12 protein-coding genes, 5 tRNA genes, 3 rRNA genes and 1 pseudogene are annotated in these 23,616 nt (G+C 34.7%); 7 read left to right on the top strand and 14 right to left on the bottom strand.

Annotation, left to right across the window (positions count from 1 at the left end; genetic code table 11):
• The first annotated feature begins 26 nt into the window (after positions 1-26).
• The 3 genes from AXE80_RS02005 to AXE80_RS01995 are packed head-to-tail and all read left to right on the top strand — an operon-like array spanning position 27 to position 2,850.
• Positions 27-653, top strand: coding sequence for a 4'-phosphopantetheinyl transferase family protein (locus AXE80_RS02005; RefSeq protein WP_068824238.1), 627 nt, complete (start codon positions 27-29; stop codon positions 651-653).
• Positions 640-1,344 carry a phosphoglycerol geranylgeranyltransferase gene (locus AXE80_RS02000; RefSeq protein WP_068824237.1) on the top strand — a complete coding sequence of 235 codons (705 nt, stop codon included), beginning with the start codon at positions 640-642 and terminating at the stop codon, positions 1,342-1,344. The genes AXE80_RS02005 and AXE80_RS02000 overlap by 14 nt, the downstream gene beginning before the upstream one ends.
• 12 nt (positions 1,345-1,356) lie before the next feature.
• Complete coding sequence (locus tag AXE80_RS01995; protein WP_068824236.1) at positions 1,357-2,850, top strand: DUF4301 family protein; 1,494 nt, start codon at positions 1,357-1,359, stop codon at positions 2,848-2,850.
• Between the two features lie 5 nt (positions 2,851-2,855).
• Here AXE80_RS01995 and AXE80_RS01990 read toward each other — a convergent pair whose 3' ends face one another.
• The 5 genes from AXE80_RS01990 to AXE80_RS01970 all read right to left on the bottom strand — a co-directional run bounded on the left by AXE80_RS01990 (position 2,856) and on the right by AXE80_RS01970 (position 7,188).
• Positions 2,856-4,580: a SulP family inorganic anion transporter gene (locus AXE80_RS01990; protein WP_206208132.1), complete on the bottom strand. Its 1,725-nt coding sequence runs from the start codon at positions 4,578-4,580 to the stop codon at positions 2,856-2,858.
• 12 nt (positions 4,581-4,592) lie between these two features.
• Positions 4,593-5,615: a Holliday junction branch migration DNA helicase RuvB gene (ruvB, locus tag AXE80_RS01985; RefSeq protein ID WP_068824234.1), complete on the bottom strand. Its 1,023-nt coding sequence runs from the start codon at positions 5,613-5,615 to the stop codon at positions 4,593-4,595.
• Between the two features lie 41 nt (positions 5,616-5,656).
• Entirely contained in the window at positions 5,657-6,799 is a 1,143-nt protein-coding gene (locus tag AXE80_RS01980; RefSeq protein ID WP_068824233.1) for a sterol desaturase family protein, read from the bottom strand.
• Positions 6,800-6,973: 174 nt separating this feature from the next.
• Positions 6,974-7,047: transfer RNA gene (locus AXE80_RS01975), tRNA-Asn, on the bottom strand.
• 67 nt (positions 7,048-7,114) lie between these two features.
• A tRNA-Asn gene (locus AXE80_RS01970) sits at positions 7,115-7,188 on the bottom strand.
• A 250-nt stretch (positions 7,189-7,438) separates the two neighbouring features.
• On the opposite strand from AXE80_RS01970, the gene AXE80_RS01965 reads away from it, so the two are divergent.
• Positions 7,439-9,670, top strand: a complete 2,232-nt coding sequence (locus tag AXE80_RS01965; RefSeq protein WP_068824232.1) for a DUF7133 domain-containing protein — start codon at positions 7,439-7,441, stop codon at positions 9,668-9,670.
• A gap of 76 nt (positions 9,671-9,746) precedes the next feature.
• On the opposite strand, the gene AXE80_RS01960 is transcribed toward AXE80_RS01965, so the two are convergent.
• A tRNA-Asn gene (locus AXE80_RS01960) sits at positions 9,747-9,820 on the bottom strand.
• Between the two features lie 215 nt (positions 9,821-10,035).
• Between AXE80_RS01960 and AXE80_RS01955 the strand changes: the two genes are divergently transcribed.
• The 3 genes from AXE80_RS01955 to AXE80_RS01945 all read left to right on the top strand — a co-directional run bounded on the left by AXE80_RS01955 (position 10,036) and on the right by AXE80_RS01945 (position 14,634).
• Positions 10,036-12,759 (top strand): 2-oxoglutarate dehydrogenase E1 component, encoded by a 2,724-nt coding sequence (locus AXE80_RS01955; RefSeq protein WP_068824231.1) that lies wholly within the window; start codon positions 10,036-10,038, stop codon positions 12,757-12,759.
• 46 nt (positions 12,760-12,805) lie between these two features.
• Positions 12,806-14,029, top strand: coding sequence for a 2-oxoglutarate dehydrogenase complex dihydrolipoyllysine-residue succinyltransferase (gene odhB / locus AXE80_RS01950; RefSeq protein ID WP_068824230.1), 1,224 nt, complete (start codon positions 12,806-12,808; stop codon positions 14,027-14,029).
• Between the two features lie 266 nt (positions 14,030-14,295).
• Positions 14,296-14,634 carry a cupin domain-containing protein gene (locus AXE80_RS01945; RefSeq protein ID WP_068824229.1) on the top strand — a complete coding sequence of 113 codons (339 nt, stop codon included), beginning with the start codon at positions 14,296-14,298 and terminating at the stop codon, positions 14,632-14,634.
• A gap of 173 nt (positions 14,635-14,807) precedes the next feature.
• On the opposite strand, the gene rrf is transcribed toward AXE80_RS01945, so the two are convergent.
• The 8 genes and pseudogenes from rrf to dnaX form a co-directional block, all read right to left on the bottom strand.
• Positions 14,808-14,916: ribosomal RNA gene (rrf, locus tag AXE80_RS01940) — 5S ribosomal RNA — on the bottom strand.
• A gap of 170 nt (positions 14,917-15,086) precedes the next feature.
• Positions 15,087-17,884 (bottom strand): 23S ribosomal RNA (locus AXE80_RS01935).
• Between the two features lie 237 nt (positions 17,885-18,121).
• Positions 18,122-18,195, bottom strand: a tRNA-Ala gene (locus AXE80_RS01930).
• A 183-nt stretch (positions 18,196-18,378) separates the two neighbouring features.
• Positions 18,379-18,452: transfer RNA gene (locus AXE80_RS01925), tRNA-Ile, on the bottom strand.
• 87 nt (positions 18,453-18,539) lie between these two features.
• Positions 18,540-20,061 (bottom strand): 16S ribosomal RNA (locus AXE80_RS01920).
• The 16S, 23S and 5S rRNA genes sit together here with 2 tRNA genes alongside, the layout of an rRNA operon.
• Positions 20,062-20,647: 586 nt before the next feature.
• On the bottom strand, positions 20,648-21,088 hold the full coding sequence (locus AXE80_RS01915; RefSeq protein ID WP_068824228.1) for a DUF4268 domain-containing protein: 441 nt from the start codon (positions 21,086-21,088) through the stop codon (positions 20,648-20,650).
• A gap of 1 nt (position 21,089) precedes the next feature.
• Complete coding sequence (locus AXE80_RS01910) at positions 21,090-21,671, bottom strand: MiaE family protein (protein ID WP_068824227.1); 582 nt, start codon at positions 21,669-21,671, stop codon at positions 21,090-21,092.
• Between the two features lie 38 nt (positions 21,672-21,709).
• Positions 21,710-23,412 (bottom strand): annotated as a pseudogene (gene dnaX, locus AXE80_RS14590) (DNA polymerase III subunit gamma/tau).
• Positions 23,413-23,616: the final 204 nt, after the last annotated feature.

The following is a 23,616-nucleotide window of genomic DNA, read 5'->3' as shown; positions in this document are numbered from 1 at the left end:
AATTTACAAAATCCTTACTATAATAAATGCCTTTATTTAAAACAATCCAAATCAACTCAACCACCACTATTTTCATTTGGAAAATTAGTGAGAGTATTGATGTTTTAAGGAATATCTATTTAGCTAAAAACAGCCTAGATAGAGTAAGTACAATGAAATCAGTCCAACATCAAAAAGGTTTTTTAAGCATACGTCATTTATTAAAGCACATCAATTTAAACGATGATGATTTATACTATAATGAGTTTGGAAAACCTCTGTTAAAAAATCATCAAAATATTTCTATTACACATTCTTTTGATTTTTCTGCCATTGTTATTTCTGATGAAATGATAGGAATTGATATCGAAAAAAATAGAGATAAAATTAAAGTCATCAAACATCGTTTTACCGATATAGCTCAAAATGATTTAAGTGATGATGAATACATTAAACAATTAACTTTTATTTGGGGAGGAAAAGAAGCCATGTTTAAAATTCATCCTTGTGGTGGAATGAACTTTAAAAATGATTTGATGATTGACAAAATCAATCCAACAAACGCTAAAGGCTTTATTAACACCCCAGAATTAAAACAAAATTGCGATATTTATTTTTTTCAAATAGAAAATTATTCTTTAGCCATAGCTACAACCACTCATGAACTTTCTTAACACCTTACAAACTGCAAAAAAAGAAAACAAAAAATTAATTGCAGTCCTAGTAGACCCTGATAAAGTTACTGTAGCTGATGTAAAAAACATTTGCCATAGAATTAACAATGCTCCTGTAGATTATTTGTTTTTAGGAGGTAGTACTGTTTGTAACAATCAAACAGAAATAATTGCTAAAGAAATAAAGAAACACATATCAAAACCAGTTGTTCTTTTTCCTGGTGATTACAAACACTTAACCAATTGTGCTGATGCCTTGTTGTTTTTAAACTTAATTTCTGGCGACAATCCAGAGTATTTAATTCATCAACAAGTAAAAGCAGTTCCGTTCTTATTAAAAAGTAAATTAGAAGTTATACCTACAAGCTATATTTTAATTGATGGAAAAAAAGAAACCAGCACTATTAAAGTTTCTAAAACAACACCTATCCCTCCTACTAATCAAAACTTGATAAAAGACACAGCGTTAGCAGGGCAATACATGGGGCACCAACTTGTATATTTAGAAGCTGGAAGTGGAGCTCACCTACCGGTAGGAAAACCTGTTGTTAACGCAGTCTATAATTCAGTAAATATTCCTATTATTGTAGGAGGTGGAATTAGCACCCAACAAAAAATTAATGAAGTACATAATGCAGGGGCAACACTAGTGGTTGTAGGTACTGCTTTTGAACTTAATAGTATTTTTTAACCATCAATCAGCATGAGACTAGAAAGAAAACTAAAAGAAGAAATTGATAAAAGAGGAATATCTAGTGAAAAACTAACAAGACAATTAATTGCTTTTGTTAAAGGAACACCAACACTAGAACTAGACAGAATAGCTACTATTAACGATGGTATCAAAACTATTGAAAGTATTGAAAGAAGTAAATTAATGAACATCTATAACATCAAACAACAAGATTTGGTGATTTATAAATTTATTCCTGCTTCTGGGTTAGCATCTAGAATGTTTAAAGGATTGTCTGAGTTTTACAACACAAAAACCAGCAACCCTATGTCTCAATATTTCTTTAACAACTTACATAAATTTCCTTTTTATAAAGACATTATTATTGAGTTTAACAAAGTTTATCCACAAATAAAAAAGCTTGACAACTTAACCAACAAACTTTCTTTCTTAAATTTTATTCTTAGTAGTGAGCATTTAAATTATCAAAATACTCCTAAAGGATTGATTAGATTTCATCAGTACGACATTGATAACAAATCAGCTTTAGAAGAACAAATTGATGAAAGTGTACATTATTGTGTAAGTAAAGATCAAACAGTAAATATTCACTTTACGGTAAGTCCTAATTATCTTAAAAAATTTGAAAGTTCTGTAAAAGAATATATAGAATCTAATTATATAGATTCTGGTATCACTTTTAACATTTCTTTTTCTATTCAAAAATCAAATACCGATACTATTGCGGTAAATTATGACAATACCCCTTTTAAAGACGATAATGGAAACTATGTTTTTAGGGCAGGTGGACATGGTGCTTTGATTGAGAATTTAAATGATTTGGATGCTGATATTGTATTTATTAAAAACATAGACAATGTTAGCCACCAAAACCACATGGAAGAAACCATTAAATACAAACAAATACTTGGTGGAAAACTATTGTCTTTACAAGCTAAAATACATGAGTTTTTAAAACTGATTAAAGACAAATCTCCCGAATTAAACATCCAAGAAATTCGTTTTTTCTTAATAGAAAACTTTTTTATTAATCTTAGTGACGAAGACTGCAACGAGGAGTATTTATTCAGCCTTTTAAACAGACCTATTAGAGTTTGTGGAATGATAAAAAACCAAGGTGATGCCGGTGGTGGACCTTTTTGGATAAAGAAAAACTGCACTGAATCTACCTTACAAATTATAGAAGGAGCTCAAATAGACAAAAACAATAAAGAACAATTAGAAATTTTATATCAGTCTACGCACTTTAACCCTGTTGATATTGTTTGCTCTATTAAAAACTTTGAAGGAGACAAATTTGATTTAACGCAATTTGTAGATCACGATGCTGTTTTTGTTACCGATAAAAGTATTGGAGGAAGACCCGTTAAAGGATTAGAATTACCTGGTTTATGGAACGGTGGAATGGCTGATTGGTTATCAGTTTTTATTGAAGTTCCTATTGAAACTTTTAATCCAGTAAAAACAGTTACAGATTTATTATCTCCTATGCACCAAGCATAAAAATATTAAATGTTGGCTTGACCAATATAATTGGTCAAGTCTTCATTCCTATCTAATTTTCCGGTTTTAAAATATGTTACTGCATCATTGTTATTAATAAAGAATTTTTGAGATCCTAATTTATCAACAATACCACTTTTAGTTAACATATCTCTTACAGGCCCTTTTACATTAGAAAAGAAAACTTCTATACCTTTATCTTTATAAAAATCGATATCAGAATCTATCATTTGAATTGCTGTACTATCTACGCCATTAATACATTCACAATCCAATAAAATTAATTTTAAATCAACTCCTTTTTGCTTTGCTTTAGTTTGCAATACTTCGCTAAAATAATTGGCATTGGCAAAATAAACACGAGCATCAAATCTTAAAATTAAAATCTCTTTATCAACTTCTACTTCTTCAAACCTGTTAATATTTCTAAAAATATTAGTGTTTGGAATTCTCCCCAATACTGCTACATGAGGTCTAGAAGTTCTAGCAATCAACATGGTTAGCGAGAGTATAACCCCTATAATAATTCCTTCTTTAATTCCTAAAAAAACCGTTCCAGAAAAAGTAGCAATCAACATCCAGAAATCACTCTTGTTCAATTCCCATAATCTTATTGCTTCTTTATAATCTATTAGTTTTATTACTGAAACCATAATAATTCCAGCCAAAACTGCTTTAGGTAAATAATAAAAATATGGAGTTAAAAAAAGCAACACAGACACGATAACCAACATAGAAAACAACGCTGCAAATCCTGTTTTTGATCCTGCATCTTCGTTTACAGCCGATCTAGAAAAACTTGCCGTAGATGGATAAGACTTAAACATGGATCCAAAAATATTCATCATCCCCAGAGCAATTAATTCTTTATTAGGAGAAATAAGAACATTATCCGAACTTTTTTCCAGAGCCTTCCCTATAGAAATGGTTTCTAAAAAACCAATAATAGCTAAAGTCATTGCTATTGGTAAAATTTCTAAAACTAATTTATATGTTATGATAGGAAACTCAAAAGTTGGCAATCCTGATGGAATATCTTTTAAAACTGAAACATTTGGTAATAAATTATGAAAAAAATAGAGCCCTAAAATCCCTAAAACAACTACTAATAAAGGGCCTGGGATTTTAGACTTTGTCCACTTAATCGTTAGCAAAATAGTTACGGTAACTATACCTACAATAAAAGTTTGTATATCAATCTTTTCTATTTGACTTATTAAAGATTGTATAATTTCTTGCAACCTATTACTTTTTACAACAGGAATTCCAGTTAAATTTTTTATTTGATTAATCCCAATCACAATGGCTGCAGCCGAACTAAATCCGCTAATCACAGGTTTTGATAAAAAATTAACGATAAACCCCAATCTACCTAAACCCAATAACAGCTGAATTACTCCCACACAAAAAGCCAATAAAATAGCTAATGTAATGTATGCATCAGTTCCAGAAACAGCCAATACCGAAATTCCCGCTGCTACAATTAAAGAATCCATCGCTACTGGTCCAACAGCAACTCTTTGTGAAGTTCCAAAAAGTAAATACATCAACTGTGGCAACAAGGCTGTATACAAACCATAAATTGGCGGTAAGCCTGCAATTAAAGCATAAGCAATTCCTTGTGGAATTAAAACAATTCCTACTGTAAGACCTCCAATTACATCCGCTTTTAAATTTTCTTTTACGTTGTATTTAGGCAACCACTCTAATATAGGAATCCACTTTTTCATATTGATTTTGCTTTAAAACAATTCGCCTTGATTTCTAGGTTTAGATATTTCTAAATGTTTATAGGCTAAATCTGTAACTTCTCTACCCCTTGGGGTTCTAATAATAAACCCTTGTTGAATTAAAAAAGGTTCGTAAACTTCTTCAATCGTTTCGGCATTTTCACTTACAGCAGTTGCCAATGTACTAATTCCTACGGGTCCTCCTTTAAATTTTTGAATAATTGTGGTTAAAATTTTATTATCCATTTCATCCAATCCAAAAGCATCTACATTTAAAGCTTTTAATCCGTACTTAGCAATTTCTACAGAAATAGTTCCATTTCCTTTAATCTGAGCAAAATCTCTAACCCTACGCAATAACGCATTGGCTATACGAGGAGTCCCTCTACTTCTTCCTGCTATTTCTATAGCAGCTTCCATACTAATAGGTACTTTTAAAATTTGCGCACTACGTTGTACAATGGTGCTTAATAACTCAGTATCATAATATTGTAATCTACTAGATATTCCAAATCTAGCTCGCATAGGAGCTGTTAATAAACCTGAACGAGTAGTAGCTCCAATTAAAGTAAAAGGTTCTAAATTAATTTGAACAGTTCTGGCATTGGGTCCAGACTCAATCATAATATCAATCTTAAAATCTTCCATTGCAGAATATAAATACTCTTCTACAATAGGACTTAATCGATGGATTTCATCTATAAACAACACATCACGCTCATCTAAACCTGTTAACAAACCCGCCAAATCTCCAGGCTTATCTAATACGGGCCCTGAGGTAACTTTTATACCTGCATTTAACTCATTAGCCAATATATGAGCCAATGTTGTTTTCCCTAGTCCTGGAGGCCCATGAAACAAAGTATGATCTAAAGCCTCTCCTCGGATATTTGCTGCTTCTACAAAAATTTTAAGATTTTCTATTGCTTGTTCTTGACCTGTAAAATCATCAAAAGACAGTGGTCTTAATTTCTTTTCTACATCAAGTTCATCACTCGAAAAATTTATATTATCAGGATTTAGATTTTCATTCATATTTTGCTATTCTAAAAGCAAATATAAGCTTTCAGTAGCAATTAAATAAATGTATAAAGTAAGTATAGTATTACTATAGAATATTTAAAAATCTCTATATATTTTACTGTTTGCTTCTCTACCATTCTACCAATAGACACTAATGTAACCAACATATAAAAAGTCATTACCTCTAAACCAAACTTAGGAATTTCAGTAATTTTATAAGACATGGTACACAGTACCAAGGCCACCAAAACAATATTACCTATAATACTTATTTTTTCTACCAAAGAATAGGTTTTATATTGATAAGAACCTTTTTCTACATACAACGGCAAATGCTCTAATTCGCCTGTAGTTGGTACCCAATCTGGCCCTTTAAATAAAACTTTTAATTTTCCTCCTACAGTAGGCATTTGTCTCATTAAGTGAACCAAATTAGCATAATAATGAAAAACACCTGTAACAAAATCTCTTGAATTAATATCCATTGTAATTCCATACTTCACCTCTGCATCTTCTCTCTTAAACGTACCAAACAATCGATCCCAAACAATAAATATCCCTCCATAATTTTTATCTAAATACTCTGGATTACTACCATGATGTACTCTGTGATGGGATGGAGTAACCATAAACTCTTCTATAATTCCAAGTTTAGGAATTAAAGGAGTATGTAATAAAAACTGATACAATCCTAAAACAGCATGAGTTCCTAAAACCACTTCCGCAGAAAAACCAATGATAGGCATAATAGACCAAAACATAATTCTAATAAAAACCTGAAATGGCGTTAAATTAAAAGCCACACTGTAATTATAGTCCTCACTCTGATGATGGATAATATGAGAACCCCAGAAAAGATTAATTCGATGTCCTGATAAATGATAAAAATACCAAACAATATCAGAAACTAAAACAGCTACTAAAAACCACGAAGTAGTTTGTGGAATTTCAAAAATGGCAAAATACTCATGTAAATAATGATAGAAAAAAAAGATAATAGGCACCATAAAAACCCCTGCAATTCTATCAAAAATACCCATAGAAATATTAGCAATGGTATTTTCGAACCTAAAGATTTTTTTACCTTTTCTTCTTGCAACAATGTATTCTGTTGCCAAAACAAACATTACAACAGAAATTACAATAAATAACACCGCATTATCACTCTTTGGCATTAAAGAAATTTCATCTTTCATTTTTTTCCTTTTTTATGACAAAAATAAAAAACTAATACCGAATAGCTAGCTAAATATATGTTTAGGATTTTTTTGAAATCAAATTTAAAGGGTATTTTAAATCTTATCTGTTTTTTAATACTTCAATATAATTAAGCATAAAAAAAGCCATCACTTTACAGTGATGGCTTTTTGCTCCCCCTCTAGGACTCGAACCTAGGACCCTCTGATTAACAGTCAGATGCTCTAACCAACTGAGCTAAGGAGGAATTTCCATTTTGAAAAAATATGCCTTAATGCTTACTTAGAAATTCTAAATCTAATTAGTGTTGCTTGCTCCCCCTCTAGGACTCGAACCTAGGACCCTCTGATTAACAGTCAGATGCTCTAACCAACTGAGCTAAGGAGGATTTTGCTTTAAGCAGCAACATTTCCGTTTTGCGGTTGCAAATATAATTATAAAATTAAATCTTGCAACATGAGAGCTATAATTTTTATCATATATCTCTATATTTTTTATTTTACATTATTTTAACCTAAAAAACTAAAAATTCATAACTACAACCATCAATCATTATTAATATATCATTTTAACCCATAGTTTCCTATTTTACATATATTTGTAACCTTTCCAGAACAACCTAGAATTGCTTACTAAATATGAACAAATACATTTCTTGTTTATTTATTATAATAGGTATTGCTTGTAGTAAAAAAAACTACGAAGAACCTACAATTGACTTAAGCTCTTATCAAATTGAAAAAGATTTTGAGTTAAAAGCTGTAACAAGCGAACCTTTTATTGAAGCTCCTGTTACTATGGATTTTGACAATAAAGGTAGAATATGGGTGGTAGAGATGAGAGGTTATATGCAAAACCTAGACGGAACAGGAGAAAATATGCCCAATGGTAGAATTGTAATTCTTGAAGATTTAGACAATGATGGTATTACAGATCACAGTAAAGTTTTTCTAGATAGTTTAATTTTACCTCGTGCCTTGGCTCATGTATATGGAGGATTGTTATATGCAGAACCACCTAACTTATGGTTTGTAGAAATTAAAGATGATAAACCCCTTAACAAAGTACTTGTTGATGATAAGTATGTCACTAGCGGAAACGTAGAGCATCAACCTAACGGGTTAATGATGCATATTGACAATTGGATTTACAATGCAAAATCTAGTTATCGTTATCAAAGAAAATTTGGAAAATGGTATAAAGAAAGAACATATTTTAGAGGACAATGGGGAATTAGCAAAGATAATTTTGGAAGACTGTATCATAATCATAACTCAGTTATTTTAAGAGGAGATTTGGTACTACCTAACACCTACAGAAAAAACCCTAATTTTATCCCAGAGGTAGCTCTTGGTAAAACACTTAATAAAAATCAACGAGTATATCCTTTACACGCCACTTCTGTTAATAGAGGCTATATAAAAGGTAATTTAGACAAAGACAGTCTTTTAGTAAACGTTACTGCTGCATGTGCTCCACTAATATATAGAGGCGATCAATTTCCATCTAATTATATGGAGAATGCTTTTATATGTGCTCCCGAAGCAAATGTTGTGAAAAGAAACGTTTTAAATTTTTCTAACAATGATATAAACGCAATTCATCCCACAGCCAACAAAGAATTTTTAGCTTCTACTGATGAAGGTTTTAGACCTGTAAATTTGTTTAACGGACCTGATGGAAATATTTATGTTGTTGATATGCATAGAGGAATTTTACAAGACAAAGCTTATTTAACTCCTTACCTTAAAAAACACTATAAAAACAAACAGTTAGATACAGTTATAGGAATGGGGCGTATTTTAAAAATACAACACAAAGATTACAAGCCTAAAGAAATAACAAACCTAACAAAATCTAATACCAAAGATTTAGTTACTTACTTAGACCACCCTAACGGATGGTACAGAGACAGAGCACAACAACTTTTAATACAAAGAAAGGATTACCATATAATTAACGATTTAAAAAAACTTATTTCAAACACAAATAATCCCATCACACAAATTCACGCATTACACACATTAAATGGTTTAGATGCTTTAAGTTTTAATTTTTTATATCAGCTTACAAAGCAAAAAGAGATATCATCAAAAACACTCTCTCATATTATTGTGCTTATAGAGCAAAAAGCACATACTGTATATATATCTGATGCAAAAGATTGTTTAGAACACTTAGTGACTAAAAACAACATGGATGTAGACATTTACTTAGCATCATCATTAGGTAAATGGATACAATTATCTCCAAAAAGTTTTTACCCTGTTTTACTAAAAATTGCTAATCGCCATAAAAATAAAAACATAATCCAAGAAGGAGTCTTAAGTAGTATTAGCCAACAAGAAGAAAACTTTTTAGCTTACATTAACAATCAACAAATAGACAATCCTTTACTTATCTCTTATATTGATGAAGTTATAAAAACAAAGGAGGCTAAAGCCATCAAAAAAAACATCATCATAAAAAAACAAAACGAACTTTCCATCAACGCAGGAAAAAGCATTTTTAATAATTTATGTGCTAATTGTCACGGAGATCAAGGAGAAGGAATCACAAATTTAGCACCACCTTTTATTAATTCAGAGTATATTTCAGAATCTTCAAACAGACTAGCACTGGTTTTATTACATGGACTTTCAGGACCTATAAAAGTTAATGGAAAATCTTACAACTTAACAGCCACTATGCCTGGATTAATAAACAACCCTGAATATTCTGATAAAGATATCCAAAACATCATTGCTTATTTACAGCATACATTTTCTGATGATCCTAAGCCTATCTCTACAAACAAAATAAAAAAACTAAGAAATTTAAAACCTAAAAGTGGAGTATTCTCAGAAGAGGAATTATTAAAAATAAAGTAAACTCCCATACTCATCTTTCCTAGTAGAAGATTAAAGACATAAAAAAAAGCGTTACTTTATCAGTAACGCTTTTTTGCTCCCCCTCTAGGACTCGAACCTAGGACCCTCTGATTAACAGTCAGATGCTCTAACCAACTGAGCTAAGGAGGAAGTTGCCTATAGCTACAAAAAATCTTTTTGCGGTTGCAAAGATATGTCTTTTTATAATTCTCACATAATTTTTTTTAAAAAAAACAAAAAAAAACAATTTGTTAGAATATTACTCATTTGCTACATTATATGAAATAAAGATTTGTGAAAGCAACAATTTAATTATTTTTGCTTATTCGATAACGAATATCAAAATATAAGACAACACATAGAACATGGATAAATTTTCTTTTCTTAATGCTGCTCACACAGGGTTTATTGCTGACCTATATGAGCAATATCAAAAAAGTCCAGACAGTATTGAGCCTAGTTGGAAAAGTTTTTTTCAAGGGTATGATTTAGCAAATGAGTTATACGAAGATGAAACCAATATAGAAATACCACAAGAGGTTAAAAAAGAATTTTTAGTTCTTGAATTAATCAATGGATATAGAACAAGAGGTCACTTGTTTACCAAAACAAACCCTGTAAGAGAACGTAGACATTACGAGCCTACTCTTGAGATTGAAAACTTTGGTCTATCTAAAGAAGATTTAAAAACTGTTTTTAATGCTGGACAAGTTTTAGGACTTGGTTCTGCAACTCTAGAAACTATTATTGATCGATTAAAAGAAATTTACTGCGATTCTATCGGTATCGAATATATGTACATTCGTCAGCCAGAAGAAATCAAATGGTGGCAAGACAGATTAAACAAAAATGCCAATCATGCAGATTTTAATGTAGATCAAAAAAAATATATTCTTAAAAAATTAACACAAGCTGTTGGTTTCGAAAGTTTCTTACAAACAAAATATGTTGGTCAAAAACGTTTTTCTGTAGAAGGTGGAGAAACTGTAATCCCAGCTTTGGCTACTGCTTTAAAAACAGCTGCCGAAAAATACAATGTTAAAGAATGTGTACTAGGTATGGCTCACCGTGGTCGTTTAAACACCTTAACAAACATCTTTAAAAAACCTGTTCGTGATTTATTCTCAGAATTTGAAGGAAAAGATTTTGATGAAGAAAATATTGATGGGGATGTTAAATACCATATGGGATTAACTCGTAGTAAAACCTATCAAGATGGTTCAGAAATGAGAATGAACCTATTGCCAAACCCATCTCACTTAGAAACTGTTGGACCAGTTGCTCAAGGAGTTGCTCGTGCTAAAATTGATACACTTTACAACGGTAACGAAAATGCAATCTTACCAATCATTATTCATGGTGATGCTGCCGTTGCAGGACAAGGTGTTGTATATGAAGTTATCCAAATGAGTAAACTAAATGGATACAAAACAGGGGGGACTTTACACTTAGTAATCAACAACCAAGTTGGTTTTACTACTAACTATTTAGATGCACGTTCTAGTACTTATTGTACAGATGTTGCCAAAGTAACTTTATCACCAGTATTACACGTAAATGCTGATGATGTAGAAGCTGTTTGTCATGCTATTGAATTGGCATTAGAATTCAGAATGACTTTTAAACGTGATATTTTTATTGATTTATTAGGGTACCGTAAATATGGTCATAACGAAGGTGATGAACCTAGATTTACTCAACCTCAATTATATAAGAACATCTCTAAGCATAAAAATCCAAGAGATATTTATGTAGATCAATTGATTAAAGAAAATAGTATTGATGCTTCTTACGCTCAAAACTTGCAAGATGAATACAAAAATTTATTAGAAGATAAATTTTTACAAGCTAAAAGTGATGAAACCTCTAGAGTAATTCCTTTTATGGAAGAAACTTGGGAAGGTTTTGTAAGAGAAGGATTGTCAGAAATGTTAAATCCAATAGATACTACTTATCCAAAAAACAAACTAGAAGATATTACTAGAGTAGTATCTCAAAATCCTGAAGGAGTTAAGTTTGTACGTAAAGCACAACGTATTATCGAAGGTCGTGCTAAAATGGTCTTTGAAGATAATAAATTAGACTGGGGATTAGCCGAAACATTAGCTTACGGTTCTTTATTAGAAGAAGGATTTAACGTTCGTATTTCTGGACAAGATGTAGAACGTGGTACATTTAGCCACCGTCACGCTATTTTAAGAGATGAAGTTTCAGAAGAACGCATCAACTTATTAAACACTAATAAAAATAACAAAGGAGTAATGACTATTTACAACTCTTTGTTATCAGAATATGGAGTTTTAGGTTTTGACTATGGTTATGCCATGGCTCACCCTAATACTTTAACTATTTGGGAAGCTCAATTTGGAGACTTTGGAAACGGAGCTCAAATTATGTTCGACCAATACATTTGTGCTGCAGAAGACAAGTGGAAGTTACAAAACGGAATTGTAATGTTATTACCTCATGGATACGAAGGACAAGGATCTGAGCATTCATCTGCAAGAATCGAAAGATACTTACAGTTATGTGACTATGATAACATGACTATTGCAAACTGTACAGAACCTGCAAACATGTATCACTTATTACGTCGTCACATGAAACGTAATCACCGTAAGCCTTTAGTTGTATTTACACCTAAGAGTTTATTACGTCATCCTAAAGCTGTAAACACTATAGAAGAGTTAGCAGAAGGAGGTTTCCAAGAAGTAATAGATGATACAATCATCAACAAAGCAAACGTTAAAAAAGTAGTTTTCTGTTCTGGTAAATTCTACTACGATATGTTAGAAGAAAGAGAAAATTTAGGAAACGAAACTGTTGCTTTAGTTCGTATAGAACAATTATTCCCATTACACGAAGAAAAAATTCAAGCTGTAATAGATTCATATCCTAGTGATGTCGAATTTGTATGGGCACAAGAAGAACCAGAAAACATGGGAGCATGGTCATATATGCTACAACGTTTTAAATTGGTACCTTTAAGCGTAGCCTCACTTAGATTCTTCTCTGTTCCTGCTGCAGGATCTAGTGCTAGATTTAAAAAGAGACACCAAGAAATACTAAATAAAGTATTTCAATCATAAACAAAGAACACACTAAATAAACAAATAACATCAAAAATATTATCTAATGGTTTTAGAAATGAAAGTCCCTTCTCCGGGAGAATCAATCACAGAAGTAGAAATCGCAACTTGGTTAGTTGAGGATGGTGATTATGTAGAAAAAGACCAACCAATTGCTGAAGTAGATTCTGATAAAGCAACTTTAGAATTACCTGCAGAAGAAAGTGGAATTATTACTTTAAAAGCAGAAGAAGGTGATGCTGTAGCCGTTGGTGCTGTAGTATGTTTAATTGATATGGATGCTGCAAGACCTGATGGTTCTGCTGCTCCAGAGAAAAAAGAGGCAGCTCCTGCTAAAGAAGAAGCGGCTCCAGTAAAAGAAGCTCCAGCTGCTCCAAAAGCAGAAAACGCTACTTATGCTACAGGAAGCGCATCTCCAGCAGCTAAAAAAATATTAGACGAAAAAGGAATCGACGCTGGTGCTATTCAAGGTACTGGTAAAGATGGTAGAGTTACTAAAGAAGATGCTATTAATGCAGTACCTGCAATGGGAACAGCTACAGGTAGTCGTGCTTCAGAAAGTAAAAAAATGTCTATGCTACGTAGAAAAGTAGCTCAACGTTTGGTTTCTGTTAAAAACGAAACTGCTATGTTAACTACTTTTAACGAAGTAAACATGCAACCTGTTTTTGACTTACGTAACCAATACAAAGAAGAATTTAAAGCGAAACACGGAGTTGGTTTAGGATTTATGTCTTTCTTTACTTTAGCAGTTACTAGAGCTTTAGAATTATACCCAGATGTTAACTCTATGATCGATGGTGATTACCAAATCAAAAACGATTTTGCTGATATTTCTATCGCTGTTTCTGGACCTAAAGGTTTAATGGTTCCTGTAATCAGAAATGCAGAAAACTTATCTTTTAGAGGAGTTGAAGCAGAAGTAAAGCGTTTGGCTTTAAGAGCTCGTGACGGTCAAATTACTGTTGATGAAATGACAGGAGGTACTTTTACCATTACTAACGGTGGAGTATTCGGATCTATGTTATCTACACCTATCATTAACCCTCCTCAGTCTGCAATTTTAGGTATGCACAACATTGTAGAGCGTCCTATGGCTGTTAACGGACAAGTGGTTATTCAACCAATTATGTATGTAGCATTATCTTACGATCACCGTATTGTAGATGGTCGTGAATCAGTTGGTTTCTTAGTAGCAATTAAAGAAGCTATAGAAAACCCAATTGAATTGTTAATGAACAACAATCCTAAAAAAGCGTTAGAGTTATAATCTAATCCTTTTTAAATATTAAAAGAGCATCTTATTCATTTAAGGTGCTCTTTCTTTTTGGGCGTTACCCAAAGGGTCGGGCTTTCGTTACTCGCTTTTTTTAGCTTGTTTAACTAAGGCTTTTACACTTCTTGTAATAACATTCTAAATTCCAGCTCCTACATTCTAAATAAACACTAAAAAAGAGCTCAAACAAACCACTCAATCCCTAACGCAAAGAATCCTATATAAATTATATTACTTTTATATATACAATTTATCATCATATGAGACTTACACATACCCATTCATTACAAGAAATATTAACCAATCACAACTCCAACGTAAAAAAGAAAGTCTTTATAGAAAAAGGAGAAATTCCTCAACTAATGAATTTTGGATCTGCTACTTTCAAACCTGGGGACAAAGTAGAAGCACACATCCATAAAACCATGTACGAAGTATTTTATATCCAATCTGGTAAAATAGACTTTATTGTTAACGGAAATAAGATTACAGTCACTTCAGGAGACTGTATTATCATAGAACCAGGTGAAAGTCATGCACAAGAAAACAACTACTCAGAAGACGTTATATGGATCTATTTTGGTATTGCTACAGATTGAGTATCACCTACCAAACAAGAGAACTTCTATCTTATGTAGTTCATATCAAGCAGTAAACTAAAAGCCGATTCTAAATAAATAGTAGAATCGGCTTTTTTATTGGTTATTGTTTTTGTTTATGATAGGTTATAAAACAAAAAATCCTCATTCAAATAAATGAATGAGGATTTAAAAAAAGGCGATGACATACTCTCCCACCAATGGCAGTACCATCTGCGCTAATAGGCTTAACTTCTCTGTTCGGAATGGGAAGAGGTGAGCCCTATTGCAATAATCACCTTAAGGTCTTATCAGTTATAAAGCTTTCAAGTTTATAAAATTCTAAAGTATTTAAACCTTTTAACTTTATTCTTTCTAACTTTTAACTAACAGTATATGTTAACATATTGATATCAATATTGTTTGTTTATTTTTCTTACTTGAGTTCTAAAACTTAATAATTAAAGCCCGCAGTACATAAGCCTATGGGTTATTAGTAATACTCGGCTATGACATTACTGCCTTTACACCTATATCCTATCAAGGTCGTGATCTACAACCACCCTTTAAAGAAATCTCATCTTGTGGTGGGTTTCGCGCTTATATGCTTTCAGCGCTTATCCCTTCCCAACGTAGCTACTCTGCAATGCTCCTGGCGGAACAACAGATACACCAGAGGTTAGTTCAATTCGGTCCTCTCGTACTAGAATCAAATCCACGCAAATTTCTAACGCCCGCTACAGATAGAGACCGAACTGTCTCACGACGTTCTGAACCCAGCTCGCGTGCCACTTTAATGGGCGAACAGCCCAACCCTTGGGACCTTCTCCAGCCCCAGGATGTGACGAGCCGACATCGAGGTGCCAAACCCCCCCGTCGATGTGAGCTCTTGGGGGAGATCAGCCTGTTATCCCCGGAGTACCTTTTATCCTTTGAGCGATGGCCCTTCCATGCGGAACCACCGGATCACTATGCTCTTGTTTCCAACCTGATCGACTTGTAGGTCTCGCAGTCAAGCACCCTTATGCCATTGCACTCTACGTACGGTTACCAAGCGTACTGAGGGTACCTTTAGAAGCCTCCGTTACTCTTTTGGAGGCGACCACCCCAGTCAAACTACCCACCAAGCACTGTCCCCATCGCTGGGTTAGACTCTAGATAAGCAAAGGGTCGTATTTCAACAATGACTCCAAAACACCTGGCGATGCTCCTTCAAAGTCTCCGACCTATCCTACACATTACTTATCCAAAGCCAATACTAAGCTATAGTAAAGGTTCACGGGGTCTTTTCGTCCCGTAGCGGGTAATCGGCATCTTCACCGATACTACAATTTCACCGAGCTCATGGCTGAGACAGTGTCCAGATCGTTGCACCATTCGTGCAGGTCGGAACTTACCCGACAAGGAATTTCGCTACCTTAGGACCGTTATAGTTACGGCCGCCGTTTACTGGGGCTTCATTTCAGATCTTCGCCGAAGCTAAACCCTCCACTTAACCTTCCAGCACCGGGCAGGTGTCAGGCCCTATACATCAACTTTCGTTTTAGCAGAGCCCTGTGTTTTTGATAAACAGTCGCCTGGACCTTTTCACTGCGGCCCCACATAAAGTGGGGCGACCCTTCTCCCGAAGTTACGGGTCTATTTTGCCTAGTTCCTTAGCCATGAATCACTCGAGCTCCTTAGAATACTCATCCCAACTACCTGTGTCGGTTTACGGTACAGGACGCAGCCCTCGCTTTTCTTGGAACCGCTTACTTCTTTTCGCTTCAACCGAAGTTTAGGCTCAACGTACTATTCCGTCAGTACGTAAAGATCTGGGCAATCCGTCACTTTTAATGGGTGCGTGTACAGGAATATTAACCTGTTGTCCATCGACTACCCCTTTCGGGTTCGCCTTAGGCCCTGACTAACCCACAGCTGATTAGCATCGCTGTGGAAACCTTAGTCTTTCGGAGGGCGGGTTTCTCACCCGCCTTATCGTTACTTATGCCTACATTTTCTTTTCTAGCCGTTCCAGCATCCCTTACAGAACACCTTCAGCACAACTAGAATGCTCCCCTACCACGTATAGTAAACTATACATCCATAGCTTCGGTAATATGTTTATGCCCGATTATTATCCATGCTCGTCCGCTCGACTAGTGAGCTGTTACGCACTCTTTAAATGAATGGCTGCTTCCAAGCCAACATCCTAGCTGTCTGGGCAGACAAACCTCGTTTATTCAACTTAACATATATTTGGGGACCTTAGCTGATGGTCTGGGTTCTTTCCCTCTCGGACATGGACCTTAGCACCCATGCCCTCACTGCTGTAAATCATTATATAGCATTCGGAGTTTGTCAGGAATTGGTAGGCGATGAAGCCCCCGCATCCAATCAGTAGCTCTACCTCTATATAACTAATACAACGCTGCACCTAAATGCATTTCGGGGAGTACGAGCTATTTCCTGGTTTGATTGGCCTTTCACCCCTACCCACAGGTCATCCCAAGACTTTTCAACGTCAACGGGTTCGGTCCTCCACTGTATGTTACTACAGCTTCAACCTGCCCATGGGTAGATCACCAGGTTTCGCGTCTACTCAACCTAACTAAAGCGCCCTATTCAGACTCGCTTTCGCTACGGCTCCGGATCTTAAATCCTTAACCTTGCTAGATAAAGTAACTCGTAGGCTCATTATGCAAAAGGCACGCCGTCACCCAGTTAATGGGCTCCGACCGCTTGTAGGTGTACGGTTTCAGGATCTATTTCACTCCCTTACTTAGGGTTCTTTTCACCTTTCCCTCACGGTACTAGTTCACTATCGGTCTCTCAGGAGTATTTAGCCTTACCGGATGGTCCCGGCAGATTCAGACAGGGTTCCTCGTGCCCCGCCCTACTCAGGAATCTGATACAATCACTTCTCTTACTTATACGGGACTATCACCCTCTTTGGTTAACCTTTCCAGGTTATTCTAATTCGATTGTTTCTTGATATTTCAGTCCTACAACCCCGATCTTGCCGTAACAAAATCGGTTTGGGCTCTTTCGCGTTCGCTCGCCACTACTAACGAAATCATTATTATTTTCTCTTCCTCCGGTTACTTAGATGTTTCAGTTCACCGGGTTTGCCCCTTTCGGTACTATGCCTTCAACATAGTGGGTTGCCCCATTCGGAAATCTACGGATATAACTCTTATGTGCAAATCCCCGTAGCTTATCGCAGCTTATCACGTCCTTCTTCGCCTCTGAGAGCCTAGGCATCCGCCATACACCCTTAATTAGCTTATTGTACTTTTGCGTCTTTAATCATTAATGGTCGAAACCATTCTGTTTTTACAACTTGCGTTGTTATTTTTATTATAATTCTATCATTGCTGATAGATTCTAATGTCTACTCAAGTAATATTATTTTTTAAACAATATTATTATCAATATGTCAATGAACTTTTACAATGAACAATTTTCAATTTACAATGAACAACAAATAATATCGCTTATTGTTAATTGTCAATTGCTAATTGACTTGTGGAGAATATCGGAGTCGAACCGATGACCTCTTGCGTGCAAGGCAAGCGCTCTAGCCAGCTGAGCTAATCCCCCATTACTAGTAGTTAGTAATTAGTTTATTAGTCATTAGTAATTACTAATTCGTAATTCGTAATTATTTCTGCTTCTAGAATTTCCTGTATGATACAATCTATCTTGTTACTTGTTTAGTGTTTTAGTCATTCGTCTTTTCTCAAAAACTTTCAACTTTAAAACCTTTAACTTTGAACTCTTTTGTAGTCTCGGGCAGACTCGAACTGCCGACCTCTACATTATCAGTGTAGCGCTCTAACCAGCTGAGCTACGAGACTCAATATGTGATTGTATATATTTTATAAAAATTAACAGCTAATTAAAAAGTAAAAAGATTCCTCATAACATTCATCTCTTTTCTCTAGAAAGGAGGTGTTCCAGCCGCACCTTCCGGTACGGCTACCTTGTTACGACTTAGCCCTAGTTACCAGTTTTACCCTAGGCGGCTCCTTGCGGTGACCGACTTCAGGCACCCCCAGCTTCCATGGCTTGACGGGCGGTGTGTACAAGGCCCGGGAACGTATTCACCGGATCATGGCTGATATCCGATTACTAGCGATTCCAGCTTCATGGAGTCGAGTTGCAGACTCCAATCCGAACTGTGATAATGTTTAAAGATTTGCATCTAGTCGCCTAGTAGCTGCCCTCTGTCATTACCATTGTAGCACGTGTGTAGCCCAGGACGTAAGGGCCGTGATGATTTGACGTCATCCCCACCTTCCTCACGGTTTGCACCGGCAGTCTCTCTAGAGTCCTCAGCTTAACCTGTTAGCAACTAAAGATAGGGGTTGCGCTCGTTATAGGACTTAACCTGACACCTCACGGCACGAGCTGACGACAACCATGCAGCACCTTGTAAGAAGTCCGAAGAAATATCTATCTCTAAATAATGCATCCTACATTTAAGCCCTGGTAAGGTTCCTCGCGTATCATCGAATTAAACCACATGCTCCACCGCTTGTGCGGGCCCCCGTCAATTCCTTTGAGTTTCAATCTTGCGACCGTACTCCCCAGGTGGGACACTTATCACTTTCGCTTAGTCACTGAACCTAAATCCAACAACTAGTGTCCATCGTTTACGGCGTGGACTACCGGGGTATCTAATCCCGTTCGCTCCCCACGCTTTCGTTCATCAGCGTCAGTACATACGTAGTAGACTGCCTTCGCAATCGGTATTCTATGTAATATCTATGCATTTCACCGCTACACTACATATTCTATCTACTTCCATATGACTCAAGACTGACAGTATCAAAGGCAGTTCAACAGTTAAGCTGCTGGATTTCACCTCTGACTGATCAGCCCGCCTACGAACCCTTTAAACCCAATGATTCCGGATAACGCTTGGACCCTCCGTATTACCGCGGCTGCTGGCACGGAGTTAGCCGGTCCTTATTCGTAGAGTACCGTCAAACAAATACACGTATCTGCAGTTCTTCCTCTATAAAAGAAGTTTACAACCCATAGGGCAGTCATCCTTCACGCGGCATGGCTGGTTCAGAGTTGCCTCCATTGACCAATATTCCTCACTGCTGCCTCCCGTAGGAGTCTGGTCCGTGTCTCAGTACCAGTGTGGGGGATCTCCCTCTCAGGACCCCTACCTATCGATGTCTTGGTAAGCCGTTACCTTACCAACTAACTAATAGGACGCATAGCCATCTTAAACCGATAAATCTTTAATTGTAAAATGATGCCATTCTACAACACTATGGGATATTAGTCCACGTTTCCATGGGGTATCCCCCTGTTTAAGGTAGGTTCTATACGCGTTACGCACCCGTGCGCCGGTCGTCAGCAAATTGCAAGCAATTCCTGTTACCCCTCGACTTGCATGTGTTAAGCCTGCCGCTAGCGTTCATCCTGAGCCAGGATCAAACTCTTCATCGTTAATATTTTAATATTTTGATGATGCTCAAAAAAATCTCATGATATAATCATGTAATTTTACTTTCTAATTTTACGCTGTCAATTTCAATATTCTCAATGAACTTAACCACTATGTGGTTTTTTTTAACACCAACTCTTTTACAAGTTAGTCACTTAGCTGCTTCGCTAAGCGGTTGCAAATATAAGAACTTTATTTCTTCTAAAACAAATAAAATTTAAAATATTTTTTAAATCTTTTTTTACCCTAAAATAGTGACCTAAACCACTCATAAAACCCTTAATGTATCTGAACTTTTTCGCCCCTCTTAGCAGTTACCTGCTCGCTGTTGCGGCTGCAAAGATACGCACCTTTTAACTTTATTTCCTAATCTTTTGTAAACTATTTTTTACATTATTTTTACACTAACACTTAACATCCTTATTTATCGATTATTACATCTTAATTTATTTTTAACTCAACCCTATTTTTAACGCATACAACCTCTAAAAACTGTACTAATTCGGTATCTCTTTATACATCTATATCAATATCATCATATGCATAAACAACAAAGAGATCTACTTTTTCTAGATCTCCTTCTTTATATTATACAACTGCCTGGCGAATGTAATCCTCATACTCGTACCAAAACAACTCGAATTGGGACATTGTCTCGTTGAAAAAAGCATAACATTCTCCCCAAGTGTCTTTATTATGTATGCTAAACTTTTTTGAGTGTACTATATATATACGACTAATCAACTTGCCATTTTCTAAAACATACTCCTTATCAAAAATAACTTCAGGAAGATACTCAGACTCCAATATGTTTTTTAACGACAAGATTTGATCAAACAACAACTCTCTTTGTTCTTCATCTGCAGATTCTATATCTAAAGTAACTTCGGCAGTTTTTCTATCAGCAACAAATTTGAATCCAAAATCTTTTATTTTGGTATTGTACAAAAGCCATTTTCTTGGAAAAGACTTTCCATAACTTACCCAAAACTCTTTTCTAATTCTTGCAGATTCTTCTCTACTAAACATATTAACCGTGAATAGATTCTTTATTCCCTAAATTTTTCATCAACTTGGCTTCGTATTCTAACAACTCTTGCCATTTTTGATCTACTTCTGTTCTGTTTCCATATTGACGTGCAAAATTTAGAAACAATGTATAATGATTTGCCTCGGATACCATTAGGTCTCTATAAAACTTTGCCAACTCTTTATCTTCTAAGTTTTCGGATAGCAAACGAAATCTTTCACAACTTCTTGCTTCAATCAATGCTGCATATAAAAGACGGTGTACTAATTGCATGGTTCTACTTCCTCCTTTAGGAAAGAATTTTATCAAATCCATTACGTACTCATCTTTTCTATCTCTTCCTAAAACAACTCCTTTTTTAATAAGTCTATCGTGTACTAATTTAAAATGACTCATTTCTTCTTTAACCAAAGCAATCATCTCTGTAACCAAATCTGTATATTCTGGAAAACTAACAATTAAAGAAATAGCTGTTGAAGCAGCCTTTTGTTCACAGTGCGCATGATCTATTAAAATTTCATCAATATTTTTTTCTGCAATATTTACCCATCTTGGGTCTGTTGGTAATTTAAGCCCTAACATATATACTTTATTATATTGTAATTATTAATTACGTGTCTTTAAATATCTAATCCGAATTTTGTTTTTAATAACATTACGTCTGGATTAGACTCTACTAATTTTTGAAATTTTTCTTGAGGAGTATAAATGTATTTTTTTACCTCTTCTTGAACAACTTCAGTTTTAACCACGATACCATAATTATTTAATTCTTCTCTTAAATAATTTAACAACTTACCTCTAACAAGCCCAAACTGATCTTCCATTAACTTATTAGGTAATGCAAAAATAATTTGATTGTTTTTTAGTACCGGTTTATTGGCATTAATAATAGATGCCATATTTAATTCTCCTTCGGATTGCAATAGTTTTCCAAAGGCAGACCATTTATCTATCAAGGTAAATTCTGAAAAAGGCGTTTTAGGTTTACTACTCAAATCTTCATCTGTAGATTTGTAATCTAAATCAGTTAATTTTGAGTGTATATTTTTTAAAGATAATGCTGAAGCTCTTCTTCGTCTTGCTGCTGCAGCGGCAATAGTTGGAGCTGGTTTAGTAGCAACAGATTCTTTTTTAAGTTCTACCTGTTTTTGCTGAACGGATATAACTTGTGCTTTTTCTTCTTTTTTTGGAGTACTAACTGGAATATGACTTCTAAAAAAAGTAGCGGGTATTATGAAGTTACTGCTTTTTTTTTTACATCACTAAAAGTAATTGAAGCCAATTGCATTAAGCAAAGTTCTACTAAAAGTCTTTGATTTTTGCTAGCTCTATATTGTAAATCACAACTATTAGCTTTATCAATAGCAGCCATTAAAAAAGACAAGTCGGCTTTGTTGGCCTGGTCTAAATATTGTCTTTTTGCATTATCACCTACTTCAAGTAAAGAAACAGTAGTATTGTCTTTAGCAACTAATAAATCTCTAAAATGAGAAGCCAAACCGTTAATAAAATGTTGCCCATCAAAACCTTTTGACAAAACATTGTTAAACTCTACAAGTACTTCTGGAATTTTATTATCTATAATTAAATCTGTTACCTTAAAATAAATGTCGTAATCTAAAACATTTAAATTTTCGGTAACTGCCAATCTGGTTAAATCTTTTCCTGCAAAACTGATTACTCTATCATAAATAGACAATGCATCACGCATAGCCCCGTCAGCTTTTTGAGCAATAATATGTAAAGCATCGTCTTCGGCTGTAACATCTTCTTGATCCGCAATCCTTTTTAAATGCTCTTTTGCATCTAAAACTGTGATTCTTTTAAAATCAAAAATTTGACAACGTGATAAAATTGTTGGAATGATTTTATGTTTTTCTGTAGTTGCTAAAATAAATATAGCATGAGCAGGTGGCTCTTCTAATGTTTTTAAAAAAGCATTAAAAGCAGCTTGAGATAACATATGTACCTCATCAATAATATAAACTTTAAATTTTCCTACTTGTGGAGGAATACGAACCTGGTCTATTAAAGACCTAATATCATCTACCGAATTGTTAGATGCTGCATCTAATTCAAAAACATTAAACGCAAAATCATCTTCAACCTCTGCTCCAGTAGCTTGTTCATTTATTTTTTTTGCCAAAATACGAGCACAAGTTGTTTTACCAACACCTCTTGGCCCTGTGAACAACAATGCTTGAGCTAAATGATCATTTTTTATAGCATTTTCTAGCGTATTGGTAATTGCTTTTTGACCAACAACATCCTCAAAAGTAAGAGGTCTGTATTTTCGTGCAGATACTATAAATGGATTCATAAACGTTTTTTGATGTTAGCAAATATACCTATTTGATATTTTGTAGACAAAGTAGATAATAAAGAAAAGTTATAAAAAGAAAAAACCCAGCCATAAGACTAACAAACTTATGAACTGGGTTAACTGTTTAAACATCATTTGTTATTTAAAACAACATTTTAATTTCTACCCCTAAAAATTAATATGTATAATGTAATTATAAAT

The organism is Wenyingzhuangia fucanilytica (genome assembly GCF_001697185.1).
In the GTDB taxonomy this organism is placed as follows: domain Bacteria; phylum Bacteroidota; class Bacteroidia; order Flavobacteriales; family Flavobacteriaceae; genus Wenyingzhuangia; species Wenyingzhuangia fucanilytica.
Note: the sequence above shows the minus strand (reverse complement) of the source record. Positions and strands in the feature narration are given on the sequence as shown.